This is a genomic window from Roseovarius sp. MMSF_3359, from assembly GCF_030733385.1.
Taxonomy (GTDB): Bacteria; Pseudomonadota; Alphaproteobacteria; order Rhodobacterales; family Rhodobacteraceae; genus Roseovarius.
Genome location: NZ_JASHJC010000013.1, coordinates 16651 through 31630 on the forward strand (window position 1 = coordinate 16651; position 14980 = coordinate 31630).

Here is a 14980-nt window from a genome sequence, read left to right on the forward strand (position 1 = left end):
CCGCCGGCACGAGCAGCCCGACAAACCATTGTGCAAGAATAGGAAAGTAAACGGTCATTGAATCGCAAGTTACCCAATTGGTACGCTAAGTTGTACCGTAGCAACTGGCCAGTTCTATGTCCTGTTTATGACATAGAAATGCAAAAGGGCGCCCCAAATGGGACGCCCTTTCAGAATGATCCGGGGTGCGGATTATTCGATAATTTTGGCGACGACGCCTGCGCCGACGGTGCGGCCGCCTTCGCGGATGGCGAAGCGCAGGCCGTCTTCCATTGCGATCGGTGCGATCAGCTCGACGGTGAACTTCAGGTTGTCGCCCGGCATCACCATCTCGGTGCCCGAGGGCAGCTCAACCGTGCCGGTCACGTCGGTGGTCCGGAAGTAGAACTGCGGGCGGTAGTTCGCGAAGAACGGCGTGTGACGGCCACCTTCCTCTTTGGTGAGGATGTAGGCTTCGGCCTCGAACTTGGTGTGCGGCGTCACCGAACCCGGCTTGCACAGAACCTGACCACGCTCAACGCCGTCACGGTCGATACCGCGCAGAAGCGCGCCGATGTTGTCGCCCGCTTCACCGCGATCGAGCAGCTTGCGGAACATTTCAACGCCGGTGCAGGTGGTCTTCTTGGTGTCGCGGATGCCGACGATTTCGATCTCGTCGCCCACGTTGATCACACCGCGCTCAACCCGGCCGGTCACAACCGTACCACGGCCCGAGATCGAGAACACGTCTTCAACCGGCATCAGGAACGGCTGATCCACGGCGCGCGCCGGCGTCGGGATGTATTCGTCAACGGCGGCCATCAGCTTCTTGATCGACTCTTCGCCGATCGCCTCGTCACGACCTTCCATCGCGGCCAGGGCCGAGCCCGGGATCACGGGAATGTCGTCGCCGGGGAATTCATACGAGCTCAGGAGCTCGCGGATTTCCATTTCCACCAGTTCCAGCAGTTCGTCATCGTCCACCTGGTCAACTTTGTTCATGTAAACAACGATGTAGGGGATGCCGACCTGACGACCCAGCAGGATGTGCTCGCGGGTCTGGGGCATCGGGCCATCGGCCGCGTTCACCACCAGGATCGCGCCGTCCATCTGCGCCGCACCGGTGATCATGTTCTTGACGTAGTCCGCGTGGCCGGGGCAGTCGACGTGGGCATAGTGACGGCTGTCGGTCTCGTATTCCACGTGAGCGGTCGAAATCGTGATCCCGCGGGCTTTCTCCTCGGGCGCGCCGTCGATCTGGTCATAGGCCTTGAAATCACCAAAATACTTGGTAATCGCCGCCGTCAGCGTCGTCTTGCCGTGATCCACGTGACCAATGGTCCCGATGTTCACATGCGGTTTAGAACGATCAAACTTTTCCTTTGCCATGTCTCGAGGCGCCTTGTCTGTTGGGGGGCCATGCGGGCCCGATTGTGTTCTCCGCGCGCCGTGTATTGGCTTGCGCGCAGAAAATCAAGCAGTTCGTACGGAAAACAGATGTTTCAGCCGTCTTCGTCCGCAGCGGGCGGCACCACGTCGGGCTCTTCCAACACCACCGCCGCTGCAGCCGCCGCCGCGGCCGCGTCGCTGCTGGGCTCCGTGGCGGTGCCCGAAGCCTCCGCGTCAGGTTCGACCGTCGCGTCATCTGCCTCATCCTCTATCCGGTTGCCCAGAATATCCAATTTTTCCTTGGCGGGGCGGCCATCCTTTTCGAACCAGCCGAATTCGTTGTTTTGCTTGATCAACCAGGTTTCGATCTGCTTGGCCGCGTTGCGGGTCAGGTTGTGCATCTGTTTCTGCTTCGACTGCGTCAGCCCGGACCCCAGAACCGTCCGACCTGAAACCGTTTCAACAACGGTGATCAGCTCCGGTTTTTCGTTCAACTTGGTCTGCGTGGCATCGTCCCAGGCGGTCACGTTCAGAATCAGGGCGGATTTCGGGGATGCCACGATCGGCACACCGGGAATCGCCAAGACATACCCTTCCAGGCTGATGCCCAGATGATAGAGCTTTTCGCCCTCGTACCTGGAAAACCGCTCGTCAATCGCGGTTTTCATCACCGCCAACCACTCACCCTTGCTGGCCTCCCGCGACGCGGGGCCTTTGGTCAGATTGGGCGCCACCACCACGTTATGCCCGAGGTGGAAATTGCCGAGATAGGCCGGCTCCTCTTCAAGGTCATTGGGGTTGGTACATGCCGCCAAGGCAAGGGCGGTCACGATCACGGCTGCCAGACGAAACATTTTCTTCCCCCACTCGATGTTTCCAACCCGGATACCGCAGCCCGGCGCGCGGCGCAACGATTTGCCCTGAACCGTGGCCCCACCTATATCTGGGGGAACAAGGAAAGGTTCGACCATGTCGTCGCTGCAACTCCCCGTTCATGTGCCTTTGGTGACCGAACCGATGGGCATCTGGCAAAGCCTGCAGGCAGCCCGGCACAACCTGCTGAGCATCATCCCACAGATTGCCACCAAGCAACCAATGGTGACCGGCCGCACCGGCAAACGCTGGCACATGGTCATGGACCCCGAAGCGATCCGCCGGATGCTTTTGGAGAACCTCGACAATTACCCCAAATCCATCGTCACCAAGAACCTCTTGCGCCCGGCCATCGGCGACAGCCTTTTTATTGCCGAAGGCGCACATTGGCGCTGGCAACGGCGCACCGCGGCGCCGGTCTTTTCCCATCGCAACGTGCAGAACCTGGCGCCCATCATGGCCGAGGCCGCAGAGCGCAGTTGTGACCGGATCGCCGCCGCTGGCCCCCGCGCCATCGACATGGCCGAGGACATGGTCCGGACCACCTTTGACGTCATCAGCGAAGTCACATTTTCCGGTGATGGCACCTTCGATGGGCAGGCGGTCCATCGGTCGATTGACGCCTATATCGCCGAGGCGGGCAAAATCTCTCTCTTCGATATACTAGGCTTTCCTGACTGGGTGCCGCGCCCGGGGCGGATGATGACCGGCAAGGCAGTCAACCAGATGAAGCGCGTGGCCGACGAGGCGGTCGAGGCGCGCCGCGCACGGGGCACGAAGGGTGTGCCGGACCTGCTGGACCTGCTTCTGGCCGGTGAAGACCCCGAAACCAAGCGGACCATGAATACCGCGGAGCTGCGCGACAACCTGCTGACCTTCATCGTGGCGGGCCATGAGACCACCGCGCTGACCCTGGCCTGGTCGCTCTATCTCTGCGCCTTTGACCAGGAGGTGCAGGACCGCGCCCGGGCCGAGGCGCAGGCCGTGCTGGAGGGGCGCACCGCCACGGGCGAAGACGTGGCAAACCTGCCCTTCATCCGCATGATCGCCGACGAGGCGCTGCGGCTCTATCCCCCGGCGGCGATGGTGTCGCGCACGGCGCAATCCGCCGATACGCTCTGCGGGCGCGAGGTGCGCGCGGGTGACACGGTCATTATCCCGATCTACGCGCTGCACCGGAATGAACTCCTGTGGGAAGACGCCGACGCCTTCCGCCCCGACCGGTTTGCCGACCGCAAGGCCATCGAACGCTACGCCTACCTGCCCTTCGGCGATGGCCCCCGCATCTGCATCGGTGCCAGTTTCGCCTTGCAAGAGGCCGTCATTATCCTCGCCACGCTTCTATCGCGCTTCAAATTCACCCGCGTCGAAGGCCGCGACCCCGATCCGGTGATGATCCTGACCCTGCGCCCCGAAGGCGGCGTCTGGCTTGAGGCGGAACCGGTCTGAATTTCCGACTGGCCGACGGCCTATCGCTCTGTCTGTCCGCAACACCCATCTCATTCAAACTTGCCAACACCTGTTGCTCTCGGGCACCTTCGCCCGGCGACACCCGGAAAATCCGCGTCGTTTGCATTGGTTCAAGAAGGTCGCATGTCATGACGAAAAACGCTCTGTCTGAACCAATTGAACTTCCATGCGGTGTCCGGCTGAAAAACCGGTTTTTCAAAAGCGCGATGACCGAAGCTCTCGCGGATGCGAATGACGACCCGACACACGCTCATGAAACTCTCTATCGGCGCTGGTCCCAGGGTGGCATGGCCGTGCAAGTCACCGGGAACGTGATGGTCGACAAGCGGTATCTCGAACGGCCTGGAAACGTGGTCGTGGAGAACGAGCGCAATATCGAAGCCTTGCGGAACTGGGCCAGTGCGGCGAAGGCCGAGGGCTGCCAGATCTGGATGCAAATAAGCCACCCCGGCCGCCAATGCCCGATTGTCGTGAATACACGACCGCTGTCACCCTCCGCCGAGAAACTCCGTATTCTGGGGCTTTTCGGGAAACCGAAGGCGATGTCCCACGTGGATATCGAAGAGGCTATCACCCGGTATGGCAGAACGGCGCAGATCGCCCGCGAGGCCGGGTTCGACGGTGTTCAGATCCACGGGGCGCATGGCTACCTTATCAGTCAGTTCCTGTCGCCGATCACCAATCGACGCTCGGACGAATGGGGCGGGTCGCTTGAAGGGCGCGCCAGGTTTCTGCGAAGGGTATATCAGGCCGTGCGCGCCGCCGTTGGGCCGGACTTCCCTGTCGCGATCAAGCTCAACTCGGCCGATTTTCAGAAGGGCGGGTTCACGCTTGAGGAAAGCTGCACCGTGGCAAGGTGGCTGGAGGAGGCCGGGATCGACCTCATCGAACTCTCCGGCGGCACCTATGAACAGATGAGTTTTGTGAATGGCACGCCCGACGAGCCGCGCGAGAGCACGAAGCGGCGCGAAGCCTATTTCCTGGACTATGCTAGAGAAGTTCGACAGGCGGTGAAGGTGCCAATCGTGGTCACCGGGGGATTTCGCAGCCTGCCCGCCATGGAGCACGCCATCGCGCAGGATGGCATCGACCTGATCGGCCTGGCACGACCGCTATGCGTCCATCCCGACGCCGCCGCTCATTTGCTTGGTGGCAGCGTCGAGCGGATCGGCGTGAACGAAGACGGATTGACCATCGGACGCGGGCGCCTCGGCGCGAACACGCGGAATTGGCTGGTCAACCTGATAAACACGGTGTCGCAGGTCGAGTTCTACGGCTGGCAGATGACCCGCATGTCACGTGGGCTGCCGCCGCAGACCGTGGCGCGCAACAACGCAATCGCATATTTCCTCTGGTATCTCAGCCGAACCACATGGCTCGGGTTGCGCCGCAAGGTGGGCCGTTGACGACCACCTCGACAGCCCGAACCGCTTTTGCGGCCTCTTGCGCACTCAAACCACGTCCGGCGCCACCGCCGGCGCTCAGGTAAACTTGTTATCCCGCGGGAACCCGCGCGGGGCCATACGGCCAGCGGATGCCCGTTTGCCGGTCCATTCGACCAATTCCGTCTCGGTCCGGGTGCGGCCAGCGGGGTCAAGCCAGCTCAGGCCCTCCGACAAAGTGAATGTCGTCGCGTCGCTCAGCCCGCCATCCTTGTACTTTTGCAACCTTACACCCTTGCCACGACCCATTTCCGGCAGTTCTTCCAAGGCAAAAACCAACACTTTGCGGTTTTCGCCAACGCAGGCCACATGGTCACCTGCAATCGGCTGACAGACCTGCGCCCGCACGCCTTCTTTGACGTTGAGCACCTGCTTGCCCGAGCGCGTCTGTGCCAGAACATCGTCTTCGGGCACCACGAACCCGTCGCCCGCGCTCGACGCGACCAACAATTTGCGTCCGGGCTGGTGAATGAACAGATCGACAATCTCGGCCTCGTTCGGCAGATCGACCATCAGGCGCAACGGCTCACCCATGCCCCGCCCACCGGGCAGGTTCGCAGCACTCACCGTGTAAAACCGCCCGTTCGACCCGAAAGCCAGAAGGCGGTCTGTTGTCTCGGCGTGGAACATGAAGCGCGGCGCGTCGCCATCCTTGAACTTCAACTCGCGGGTCAGGTCGATATGGCCGGTCATGGCGCGAATCCAGCCCATCTGAGAGCAGACCACGGTAATCGGCTCACGGTCGATCATCGCCTCGATCGGAACCTCTTCGACCTCTGCGGCCTCCTCGATCAGGGTCCGCCGCGCGCCGCCTTCGTAATCCTTACCGAAGGTTTTCTTCACCTCTTTGAGCTGATCCGAGATCGACTGCCATTGCAGGTCTTCGCTGTCCAGAAGGTCTTCGAGCCCCGCGCGTTCTTCCATCAACTCGGCCTGCTCGCGCAGAAGCTCCATCTCTTCGAGCCGCCGCAAAGAGCGCAGGCGCATGTTGAGGATCGCTTCTGCCTGAAGCTCCGACAATTCGCCCTCACCGGGCGGGGGCGGCACATAATCAGCCTCATCGCGGGCGCGGACATGGGTTTTCGACCAATCCTCCCGCATCAGCGCCGCCTTGGGGTCGTCGTCATAGCGGATAATGTCGATCACCCGGTCGAGGTTGAGGAAGGCCACGACCAGCCCTTCGAGCACCTCCAGCCGGTGGTCGATCTTTTCCATCCGGTGCTGCGACCGGCGGATCAGGACCTCCTGCCGGAAATCGAGGAAGGCGCGCAGCACCTCTTTCATGCTGCACACCTTGGGCGTCACCCCGTCGATCAGCACGTTCATGTTGAGCGAGAACCGCACTTCGAGGTCGGAGTTGCGGTAAAGCATCCCCATCAGCACCTCGGGATCGACGTTCTTGGAGCGCGGCTCGAGGATCAGGCGGATATCCTCGGCGCTTTCGTCGCGCACATCGGCGAGGATCGGCACTTTCTTGGTCTGGATCACCTCCGCGATCTTCTCGATCAGCTTGGATTTCTGCACCTGGTAGGGGATCTCGGTGACCACGATCTGCCACTGACCCCGGCCCATATCCTCGACCTCGTAGCGGCACCGCAGCCGGAACGATCCCCGCCCCGTGCGGTAGGCCTGCGCGATGTTTTCGGGCGGCTCAACCACGACACCGCCGGTCGGGAAGTCGGGACCGGGTACGTATTTCAGCAGCGTGTCGTCGCGCGCGTCCGGCGTGCGGATCAAGTGCAGGCAGGCATCGCACAGCTCAGCGATGTTGTGGGGCGGGATGTTCGTCGCCATGCCCACGGCGATGCCCGATGACCCATTGGCCAGCAGGTTGGGGAAGGTCGCGGGCAGCACCACCGGTTCGGTCAGGGTGCCATCGTAATTGTCGCGGAAATCAACGGCGTTTTCGGTCAACCCTTCGAGCAGCGCCTCGGCCACCGCGGTCATCCGCGCCTCGGTGTATCGGCTCGCCGCCGGGTTATCGCCGTCGATATTGCCGAAATTCCCCTGCCCGTCCACCAGCGGGTAGCGCACGGCGAAATCCTGCGCCAGCCGCGCCATCGCGTCATAAATCGCCGCGTCGCCATGCGGGTGATAGTTGCCCATGACGTCGCCGCTGATCTTGGCAGACTTTCTGAACCCTCCGTTGGAACTTAACCGGAGTTCGCGCATTGCATACAGGATACGGCGATGAACCGGCTTCAACCCGTCCCGTGCATCCGGGAGCGCCCGGTGCATGATCGTGCTCAGCGCATAGGTCAGATACCTGTCGCCGATGGCACGGCGCAGCGGCTCGGCCACTGTTTCGGGGCTGATATTGGGGTCATCCAGCGTTTCACTCATAGATGCTGTGATACCCAAGCCGGAATCGCCCGTAAAGCGGGTTCGGGGAAAGTTTTCCGCTTTTCCCATGATCAGAACCGGGGAATCGGATATGATACAGATGTTGTTACTTTGGTTTGGTAAATAGGAGTCGCGCATGTGGCGCTTTATTCTTGTGACATTTGCCTTTCTTGGCTGGTCTTTCTACGTACTTAGCGGCGGGGCCGATTATGAGCCGCGCACCCAATCCTGGCAGGCGCGTGCGAAACTCGATGACATTCGCCCCCTTGCCCGCCCCACGGCGGTAGACGTGGCCTCCCTTCCAACTGGCGAAGAGGTCACTGACGGTATCGACGAGGTGTCGCGCGCCCTCTCGTCGCTTGATGATCTCAACCTGACGAAAGAAGGCCGTTTCGAGGTCACCCTAGCCGCCTTGGGCGATGACGCCGCCCCTTCCACAGGTTTCGAAGCCGACGCGCAGAAGGCCGAAGACCTCACCGCCACGCCCGTTATCGAGCCCGAACCCGCCGTGGTCGAGCCCGCCCCGGTGCAGGATCTGCGGCGCGTCACGGGCAGTGTCGTGAACATGCGCGATGGTCCCAGCACGTTCTACCTTGCCATCGGCAAGCTGCGCGCAGGTGATGCGGTCGAGGTTCTTGAAAACCCCGGCGAAGGCTGGTTGAAAATCCGCGTGGCCGACACCGGACAGGAAGGCTGGATGGCCGATTGGCTGGTGACGGCGGCTGCAAACTGATTGCAACCGGACGCGCCCCGCGCCACTCTCGCGGGCATGACACAGAAATCCATCCTCATCACCGGTTGCTCATCCGGCATCGGCTATGACGCCGCCCATGGCATGAAGGCACGCGGCTGGCGCGTCTTTGCCGCCTGCCGCAAACAGGCCGACTGCGACCGCCTGATCGCCGAAGGGCTGGAAAGCCCGCGTCTCGACTACCAGGACGGCAAAACCATCGAAACAGCCGTGGCCGAGGTGCTGGAGGCAACAGGCGGCACGCTCGACGCGCTTTTCAACAATGGCGCATTCGGTTGCCCGGGCGCGGTCGAAGACCTGCCTGGCGACGCCCTGCGTGATATCTTCGAGGCCAACTTCTTCGGCTGGCACGAATTGACGCGACTTTTGATCCCGGTGATGCGGGCACAGGGCCACGGGCGGATCGTGCAATGCTCCTCGGTCCTGGGATTTGTCACCCTGCCCTGGCGCGGCGCCTATAACAGCACAAAGTTCGCGCTTGAGGGCCTGACCGATACGCTCAGGATCGAGATGATGGGGACCGGGGTCGAGGTCATCCTGATCGAGCCTGGCCCGGTCACCTCCAAAATCCGGGTCAATTCGATCCCACATTTCGAACGCTGGATCGATTGGGAGAATTCGCCGCGCGCAGAACAATACCGCGCCAAGCTGCTCAAACGTCTCTATGAACATAACGGCAGCAAGGACACGTTCGAACTGCCCGCCTCCGCCGTGACCAAGAAACTCGTTCACGCTGTCGAGGCCCGCCGCCCCAGGGCGCGCTATTACGTGACAACGCCGACCTACTTCATGGGCATATTACGGCGCATTCTGCCGACCCGCGCACTCGACTGGGTCCTCTCCCGCACATAGCGAAGGTTTGCCCGCGTCACATTTACCCTTTTGCTTTCTGCGCAACGCCGCCTACATGGGGTCACAGATTCGATGCGAAGGACAGAAAATGGCAGACGACCCCCTTTTCTACGTCGTGGCGGTGGCTTGTCTCGTGGTGGCCGGCATCATGATGTTCGGCGTCATAACCTTTGGCCGGGGCGGCGAATTCAACCGCAAACACGCCAACAAGATCATGCGCTGGCGGATCGGCGCGCAGTTTATCGCGGTGGTCCTGATCCTGCTCTTCGTATTCATCCGCAGACAGACGGGGCAATGACATGGTCGTTCTAAACAAGATCTACACGCGGACCGGCGATGCCGGGGAAACCGCGCTTGGCAACGGTGACCGGGTGGCCAAACATTCGGCCCGGGTAAATGCCTACGGCACCACCGACGAGGTGAACGCCACCGTGGGCCTTGCGCGTCTGCACGCTTCGGGCGACGTGGATGAGGCTCTGGCCCGGATACAGAATGACCTCTTTGACCTGGGCGCCGATCTCTGCCGCCCGGATATGGAGAAGGATGCCGAGGCCGAGTATCCGCCCCTGCGGATGAGCGACACTCAAGTTGATCGCCTGGAGGCCGAGATCGACCAGATGAACAAGGCGCTTGAGCCACTGCGCAGCTTCATCCTGCCCGGTGGATCGCCGCTGGCGGCCTACCTGCATCTCTGTCGTACCGTGTGCCGCCGTGGTGAACGCCTGTCGGTGGAGTTGTCGACAGTCGAAGCGGTCAACCCCGCGGCCATCAAGTATCTCAACCGCCTGAGCGACTGGTTTTTCTGCGCCGCGCGGATCGCCAATGACGGTGGCAAGACCGACGTCCTATGGGTCCCTGGCGCAAATCGCTGACCGCCCCGCAGGCCTCAACCACACCCCCCCGATTTGAACCGAAGAAAACCGACAATGCCGCGCGATTTCCCCGCGCGGCATTTGCATTTCACACCCGGGCATTTCGAGGCGACACCCCAGGGCATTGCCGAGACGATCCGCCGCTTTTGTCGGTTTCAAGATCATTTATGTCGATTCCTTATACCGGGTGGTTTCGGATTCAATTCAATCTTTCCTTATGAAATCTTCAGAACTTCTGAAGCTCTAAAGCGAACACCCCAGCACTCAGGCGAGCTCGCCCGGGTGACAAAAACCATGGGGCAATCGGAAACAAGGGAGGACGACAATGAAGTCAAACGACATGGGTTTGTCGGCAAGGGCGGGTATATTCTGCGCCTTGCTGACGATGACGGCGCTGCCAGCCGCGGTTACCGCGCAGAGCACCGCCGGCCTGGAAGGGGCCACACCACCCCCGGAAATTACCTTCACCTCGTGGACAGGCCCCTATATGCGCAGCCAGATGCTGGGCTTCGTGCGTCCGTATGAGACTGAGAAGCGCACCCGCGTTCACGTCGAACATTACAATGGCGGCATCGACGAAATCCGCGACCAGGTCGAATCCGCCAATGTCATCTGGGACGTGGTGGACCTGACCCAGGCGGATTCGCTACGCGCCTGCAAGGAAGGGCTTTTGGAGGATCTTTCCGATATCTCCCTGCCCGCCGGCGCCGATGGCACCCCCGCCGAAGATGACTTTGTCGAAGGCGCGCTGAACGATTGCGGTGTTGGCGTGATCGTCTGGGGCACGGCATTTGCCTACAAGAACGACGCGTTCGAGGGTAACACCCCCGCAACCATCAACGACTTCTTCGACACCAAGAAATTCCCCGGGGCGCGTGCCATTCGCAACGATCCCACCGTGATCATGGAATGGGCATTGATGGCCGATGGGGTCGCACGTGAAGATGTCTACGCGACGCTCGAAACCGATGAAGGTGTCGAACGCGCGTTTGAAAAAATGGATTCGATCCGCGCGGGCCTTCAAACCTGGCAGGCGGGACGCGAACCGGTGCGTATGCTGAACGCCGGCGAGGTCTCCATGTCGATGATCTGGGCCACGACCGGGGTCGTCGCCTCACGCGAGGAAGGGGCCGATTTCACGGTCAACATGGACGGCCGCGTGATCGAGCTTGACCTCTTCGGCATTCCAAAAGGCAGCCGCTACAAGGAAGAGGCCAAGGATTTCATCCGCTTCGCCAGCAGCACCAATTCGCTGGCAAACATGGTGGGCTTCCTGCCTAACGGCCCCACGCGCAAATCATCCCTGTCCCGCCTGACCGACGACACTCTGTCGCAGATCCCCAACGGACCTGCCTATGAAGACAAGCTGCACATCATGTCGGACGCCGCATGGTGGGCGGACAATCACGCCCGCCTCGAAGAGAAATTCGACATCTGGATGTCCGCCGGTGCCCGCCAGGGTGCCTCCGGAACAGTCCGGTGAGCGGCAAGAACGGGACAGAGAGGTAACAAGACATGAGTGATCAAACGACTAACAAACCCGACAATCTGGTCGCGAAATCAGGCCTGTTCGCGGGGATGAACCCGCTTATGGGCATCCTGTCGATGGTGATGATCATCGGCTTCGTGCTCTACACGATCATGGACGTGGAACGCTCCAGCGAAGTTTTTGCGCTCGGCAAGGATTTCATCATCAACACGATGGACTGGTTCTATGTGATCGTGGTCAACGTGGCGCTTTTCTTCGTCTTCTGGCTGCTGGTCAGCCGGTTTGGCGATGTGAAACTTGGCAAGGATGACGACGAACCCGATTTTTCAACTTTCTCCTGGATCTGCATGCTCTTCAGCGCGGGCCTGGGATCGGGCCTGATCTATTGGGGCGTGGCCGAACCGATGTATCATATCCAGGGCAGCCCGTTCATGGAGCGCGCTGGCGCGGAGGCGGGCAGTGTTGATGCGGCCATTTCGGCGGTGACTGTCACCAACTTCCACTGGGGTTTCCACGGCTGGGGGCTTTACGTCCTTGTCGGGCTGAGCCTCGCCTATTTCTCCTATCGCCGTGACCTGCCGCTGACCCTGCGGACAGCGCTTTACCCGGTACTCAAGGACAAGATCTATGGCCCCTGGGGTCACCTGGTAGATCTGATTGGCGTGTTCGGTACGATCTTTGGCCTCGCCACATCGCTCGGCCTTGGCGTCACGCCCATTGCCGCCGGTCTCGAGAACCTCGGCTGGATGTCCAACACCCAGACGAACCAGCTCATCCTCGTGGCGATCATCACCTGCCTCGGCACCGCCTCGGCGGCCTCGGGTGTGGGCAAGGGCGTTCGGATCCTTTCGGAATGCAACGTGATGGCCTCGATTGGCCTGCTGATCCTGTTCATCATCCTCGGCCCCACGGCCTTCTTGCTCGGCATCACCATTTCCGGCTTTGGCGACTACCTGTGGAACGTCATCCCGATGGGCTTCTGGATCAATGGCGATCCCGAGAACCAATGGCAAAGCTGGTGGACCATCTTCTATTGGGGCTGGTGGATCGCGTGGTGCCCGTTCGTGGGCCTCTTCATCGCGCGCGTCTCCAAGGGTCGCACCATCCGGCAGTTCTGCTTCTGCGTCCTGCTGATCCCGACCTCGGTCGTGATGCTCTGGATGGGTGTCTTTGGCGGTGCTGCCGCTGGCGTTGACCTGTTCTACGGGGCGGGCGTAATGGACGCGGTCAATGACGACTACGCCGCGGGCGTGTTCAAGACCGTCGCAGGCTTCGGCTATAGCTGGCTGACCTACCCGATCACGGTGCTCATCACGATCCTGCTGATCTCGTGGTTCGTCACATCGTCGGACTCGGGCACGCTGGTGATGTGCACGATGCTGTCGATGGGCGATGAGAACCCACCGGTCAAATTCCGCATCTTCTGGGGCCTGACGGCGGGTATCGTGGCCGGTGTCCTGATGCTGGCGGGCGGGCTCAGCGCGCTGCAAACCGCGTCGATCGTGGCCGGTCTGCCGATTGCGGTGATCTTGCTCTTCATGACCTACGGCATGGTCAAGTCGCTCTACGAAGACCACCCGGCACCGGATGTCGAGGACAAGTACGACCTCGAGTTCCTCAACCGGTAAAGCCGGAAAGGCACAAGTTCAGAAAGGGGCGGTTCACCGCCCCTTTTTTCATGTGATATCCCAGACATTAGGGGACAAGAGCAGTCTCTTTGACCTGACCAATCACGAACCGCGAATCGATGGCGTAGACACTGGGGAGATTGACCAGATATTCACGCAGATACTTGTCATAGCACTTCATGCTTTTGACCCGCATCGACAGAAGATAACAGTTCGGCCCCGCAAGCAGATCGCACCGCTGAACCTCGGGCATCTGTTTCACGGCGCTTTCGAACTCTGTCATCATCTGCGCGCTGCCAGTGGTTAATGTCACGAGGACATAGATCGCCAGGTCCAACCCGCATTTCTCTGGGTCGATTACAACACGGTACCCGGCAATGACACCGCTTTGTTCCAGCCGCTTGATCCTGCGGCGGACAGGTGTCGGGGAAAGCCCAACCCGTTCGGCCACCTTCTCGACGCTGGCGCGGCCATCCTCGCTCAACACCTGCAGGATTGCCCGGTCGATACGGTCCACCGCTCCTCCATCATCCATGATAGCTGAAATCCTCTACACTTTTTCAAATTACCCGGATTTTAGGTCAGATTTCTCCAACCCGATAGCTTCATGATGTTCAAGATAGCGATAACAATGGAGGAAATATAATGAACCCGGTGAAACTTACCACCATGTCCACGGTCCTGGCTTTGACGCCGCTGCTGGTCAGCGCGGCAGACAGCAGCGATCCGATCGTCATCCCGATCCATAACTGGTCCAGTCAGATCGTGATGAGCAACGTGGTCGGGCAGATCTTCGAATCCATGGGAAACAACGTCGAATTCGTCACCACCGACAGCCAGGCGGTCTACGAATCCCTTCGCCTGGGGGACGTGACACTGGAGCTTGAGGTCTGGGAAGGCGCGTTTGGCAAGTCCTTCACCGCCGCATTGGAGAAGGGCGGGCTGCATGATGCGGGTGACCATGATGCCGTCACCCGCGAGGACTGGTGGTACCCGATGTGGAGCAAGGACGCCTGCCCGGGCCTGCCTGATTGGAAGGCCCTTAACGACTGCGCCGAGCTTTTTGCCACGGCCGAGACCGGCGGCAAAGGGCGTTATCTTGATGGGCCGGTGGACTGGCTGAAACATGCGCAGGAAAAGGTTGAGGCCCTCGAAATGGACTTCGTGGTCATCAATGCCGGGTCAGCCGCGGCACTCTGGGCCGAAATCGGTGCTGCGGAAAAAGACAATCGCCCGGTGGTCGTGTTTAACTGGACGCCCAATTTCGCCGAAGCCGTCTGGCCCGGTGAGTTCGTCGAGTTCCCCGCCTGGGAAGACGGTTGCGACAAGGACCCGTCGCTTGGCCCCAATCCCGACAAACCACATGATTGCGGCAATCCGGCCAATGGATACCTTAAGAAGGCCGCGTGGGATGGCATGCCCGAAAAGTGGCCAAATGCCTACAAGGTTCTGCAAGCGATTTCCTTTACCAATCCGCAAATCGCGGAAATGGCCAAGCTCGTGGACATTGACGAGTTGGAGCCGGAAGATGCCGCCGCCGAATGGCTGGACGCCAACGAGGACATTTGGCAGCCCTGGGTCGCTGCCGCCAGTGGCTCGTAACGCGAGCGGCTGAGACGAACCGGGGCTCTCCCCGCCCCGGTTCACCGCCCCCGGAAACCCTCATTTGGTCTGACCGCCTCCGGGTGGAATTCGCCCCGGGCGGTGGCATTTGAGCATGAATCGGCGGATCAACCGCCCATTTTCTTGCGGTCATACCGGAAACGCGACGTCGTAGGACGCAAACGTGACGATTTTTCCCTGTTGCCGCGATTAACAGTTCTATATCAAACGCCAGAGAGCTTTCTGGGGAGTCGCAATCGCGGCTCTCCGTCATTTTAACGGAGACCATG

At 60.7% G+C, this 14980-nt stretch carries 13 protein-coding genes; 9 read left to right on the plus strand and 4 right to left on the minus strand.

Annotated elements, in window-relative coordinates:
* Positions 1 to 192 precede the first annotated feature (192 nt).
* Complete coding sequence (gene tuf / locus RBB29_RS17140) at positions 193 to 1368, minus strand: elongation factor Tu (protein ID WP_306113447.1); 1176 nt, start codon at positions 1366 to 1368, stop codon at positions 193 to 195.
* Positions 1369 to 1481: 113 nt separating this feature from the next.
* Positions 1482 to 2222, minus strand: a complete 741-nt coding sequence (locus RBB29_RS17145; RefSeq protein WP_306115635.1) for a hypothetical protein — start codon at positions 2220 to 2222, stop codon at positions 1482 to 1484.
* Between the two features lie 115 nt (positions 2223 to 2337).
* On the opposite strand from RBB29_RS17145, the gene RBB29_RS17150 reads away from it, so the two are divergent.
* Both RBB29_RS17150 and RBB29_RS17155 read left to right on the plus strand, forming a co-directional pair.
* Positions 2338 to 3690: a cytochrome P450 gene (locus RBB29_RS17150; RefSeq protein WP_306115634.1), complete on the plus strand. Its 1353-nt coding sequence runs from the start codon at positions 2338 to 2340 to the stop codon at positions 3688 to 3690.
* A 149-nt stretch (positions 3691 to 3839) separates the two neighbouring features.
* Complete coding sequence (locus tag RBB29_RS17155; protein ID WP_306115633.1) at positions 3840 to 5117, plus strand: NADH:flavin oxidoreductase/NADH oxidase family protein; 1278 nt, start codon at positions 3840 to 3842, stop codon at positions 5115 to 5117.
* Positions 5118 to 5192: 75 nt separating this feature from the next.
* Here RBB29_RS17155 and RBB29_RS17160 read toward each other — a convergent pair whose 3' ends face one another.
* Positions 5193 to 7496, minus strand: coding sequence for a DNA topoisomerase IV subunit A (locus RBB29_RS17160; protein WP_306115632.1), 2304 nt, complete (start codon positions 7494 to 7496; stop codon positions 5193 to 5195).
* 136 nt (positions 7497 to 7632) lie between these two features.
* Between RBB29_RS17160 and RBB29_RS17165 the strand changes: the two genes are divergently transcribed.
* From RBB29_RS17165 to RBB29_RS17190, 6 genes are all read left to right on the plus strand, one after another.
* Positions 7633 to 8229 (plus strand): SH3 domain-containing protein, encoded by a 597-nt coding sequence (locus RBB29_RS17165; RefSeq protein ID WP_306115631.1) that lies wholly within the window; start codon positions 7633 to 7635, stop codon positions 8227 to 8229.
* A gap of 36 nt (positions 8230 to 8265) precedes the next feature.
* Complete coding sequence (locus RBB29_RS17170; RefSeq protein WP_306115630.1) at positions 8266 to 9099, plus strand: SDR family NAD(P)-dependent oxidoreductase; 834 nt, start codon at positions 8266 to 8268, stop codon at positions 9097 to 9099.
* An 88-nt stretch (positions 9100 to 9187) separates the two neighbouring features.
* Positions 9188 to 9397, plus strand: a complete 210-nt coding sequence (locus tag RBB29_RS17175) for a twin transmembrane helix small protein (protein WP_306115629.1) — start codon at positions 9188 to 9190, stop codon at positions 9395 to 9397.
* A gap of 1 nt (position 9398) precedes the next feature.
* Positions 9399 to 9971: a cob(I)yrinic acid a,c-diamide adenosyltransferase gene (locus RBB29_RS17180; RefSeq protein ID WP_306115628.1), complete on the plus strand. Its 573-nt coding sequence runs from the start codon at positions 9399 to 9401 to the stop codon at positions 9969 to 9971.
* 325 nt (positions 9972 to 10296) lie between these two features.
* On the plus strand, positions 10297 to 11454 hold the full coding sequence (locus RBB29_RS17185; RefSeq protein ID WP_306115627.1) for an extracellular solute-binding protein: 1158 nt from the start codon (positions 10297 to 10299) through the stop codon (positions 11452 to 11454).
* 32 nt (positions 11455 to 11486) lie between these two features.
* Positions 11487 to 13088, plus strand: a complete 1602-nt coding sequence (locus RBB29_RS17190; protein WP_306115626.1) for a BCCT family transporter — start codon at positions 11487 to 11489, stop codon at positions 13086 to 13088.
* Positions 13089 to 13155: 67 nt separating this feature from the next.
* On the opposite strand, the gene RBB29_RS17195 is transcribed toward RBB29_RS17190, so the two are convergent.
* Positions 13156 to 13623, minus strand: coding sequence for an Lrp/AsnC family transcriptional regulator (locus tag RBB29_RS17195; RefSeq protein ID WP_306115625.1), 468 nt, complete (start codon positions 13621 to 13623; stop codon positions 13156 to 13158).
* 110 nt (positions 13624 to 13733) lie between these two features.
* On the opposite strand from RBB29_RS17195, the gene RBB29_RS17200 reads away from it, so the two are divergent.
* On the plus strand, positions 13734 to 14690 hold the full coding sequence (locus tag RBB29_RS17200; protein WP_371931521.1) for an ABC transporter substrate-binding protein: 957 nt from the start codon (positions 13734 to 13736) through the stop codon (positions 14688 to 14690).
* The last annotated feature ends 290 nt before the right edge of the window (positions 14691 to 14980 follow it).

Coding starts and splice junctions, on each gene's coding strand:
- tuf (WP_306113447.1), bottom strand. CDS start 1,368: ATGGCAAAGGAAAAGTTTGATCGTTCTAAACCGCATGTGAACATCGGG.
- RBB29_RS17145 (WP_306115635.1), bottom strand. CDS start 2,222: ATGTTTCGTCTGGCAGCCGTGATCGTGACCGCCCTTGCCTTGGCGGCA.
- RBB29_RS17150 (WP_306115634.1), top strand. CDS start 2,338: ATGTCGTCGCTGCAACTCCCCGTTCATGTGCCTTTGGTGACCGAACCG.
- RBB29_RS17155 (WP_306115633.1), top strand. CDS start 3,840: ATGACGAAAAACGCTCTGTCTGAACCAATTGAACTTCCATGCGGTGTC.
- RBB29_RS17160 (WP_306115632.1), bottom strand. CDS start 7,496: ATGAGTGAAACGCTGGATGACCCCAATATCAGCCCCGAAACAGTGGCC.
- RBB29_RS17165 (WP_306115631.1), top strand. CDS start 7,633: ATGTGGCGCTTTATTCTTGTGACATTTGCCTTTCTTGGCTGGTCTTTC.
- RBB29_RS17170 (WP_306115630.1), top strand. CDS start 8,266: ATGACACAGAAATCCATCCTCATCACCGGTTGCTCATCCGGCATCGGC.
- RBB29_RS17175 (WP_306115629.1), top strand. CDS start 9,188: ATGGCAGACGACCCCCTTTTCTACGTCGTGGCGGTGGCTTGTCTCGTG.
- RBB29_RS17180 (WP_306115628.1), top strand. CDS start 9,399: ATGGTCGTTCTAAACAAGATCTACACGCGGACCGGCGATGCCGGGGAA.
- RBB29_RS17185 (WP_306115627.1), top strand. CDS start 10,297: ATGAAGTCAAACGACATGGGTTTGTCGGCAAGGGCGGGTATATTCTGC.
- RBB29_RS17190 (WP_306115626.1), top strand. CDS start 11,487: ATGAGTGATCAAACGACTAACAAACCCGACAATCTGGTCGCGAAATCA.
- RBB29_RS17195 (WP_306115625.1), bottom strand. CDS start 13,623: ATGGATGATGGAGGAGCGGTGGACCGTATCGACCGGGCAATCCTGCAG.
- RBB29_RS17200 (WP_371931521.1), top strand. CDS start 13,734: ATGAACCCGGTGAAACTTACCACCATGTCCACGGTCCTGGCTTTGACG.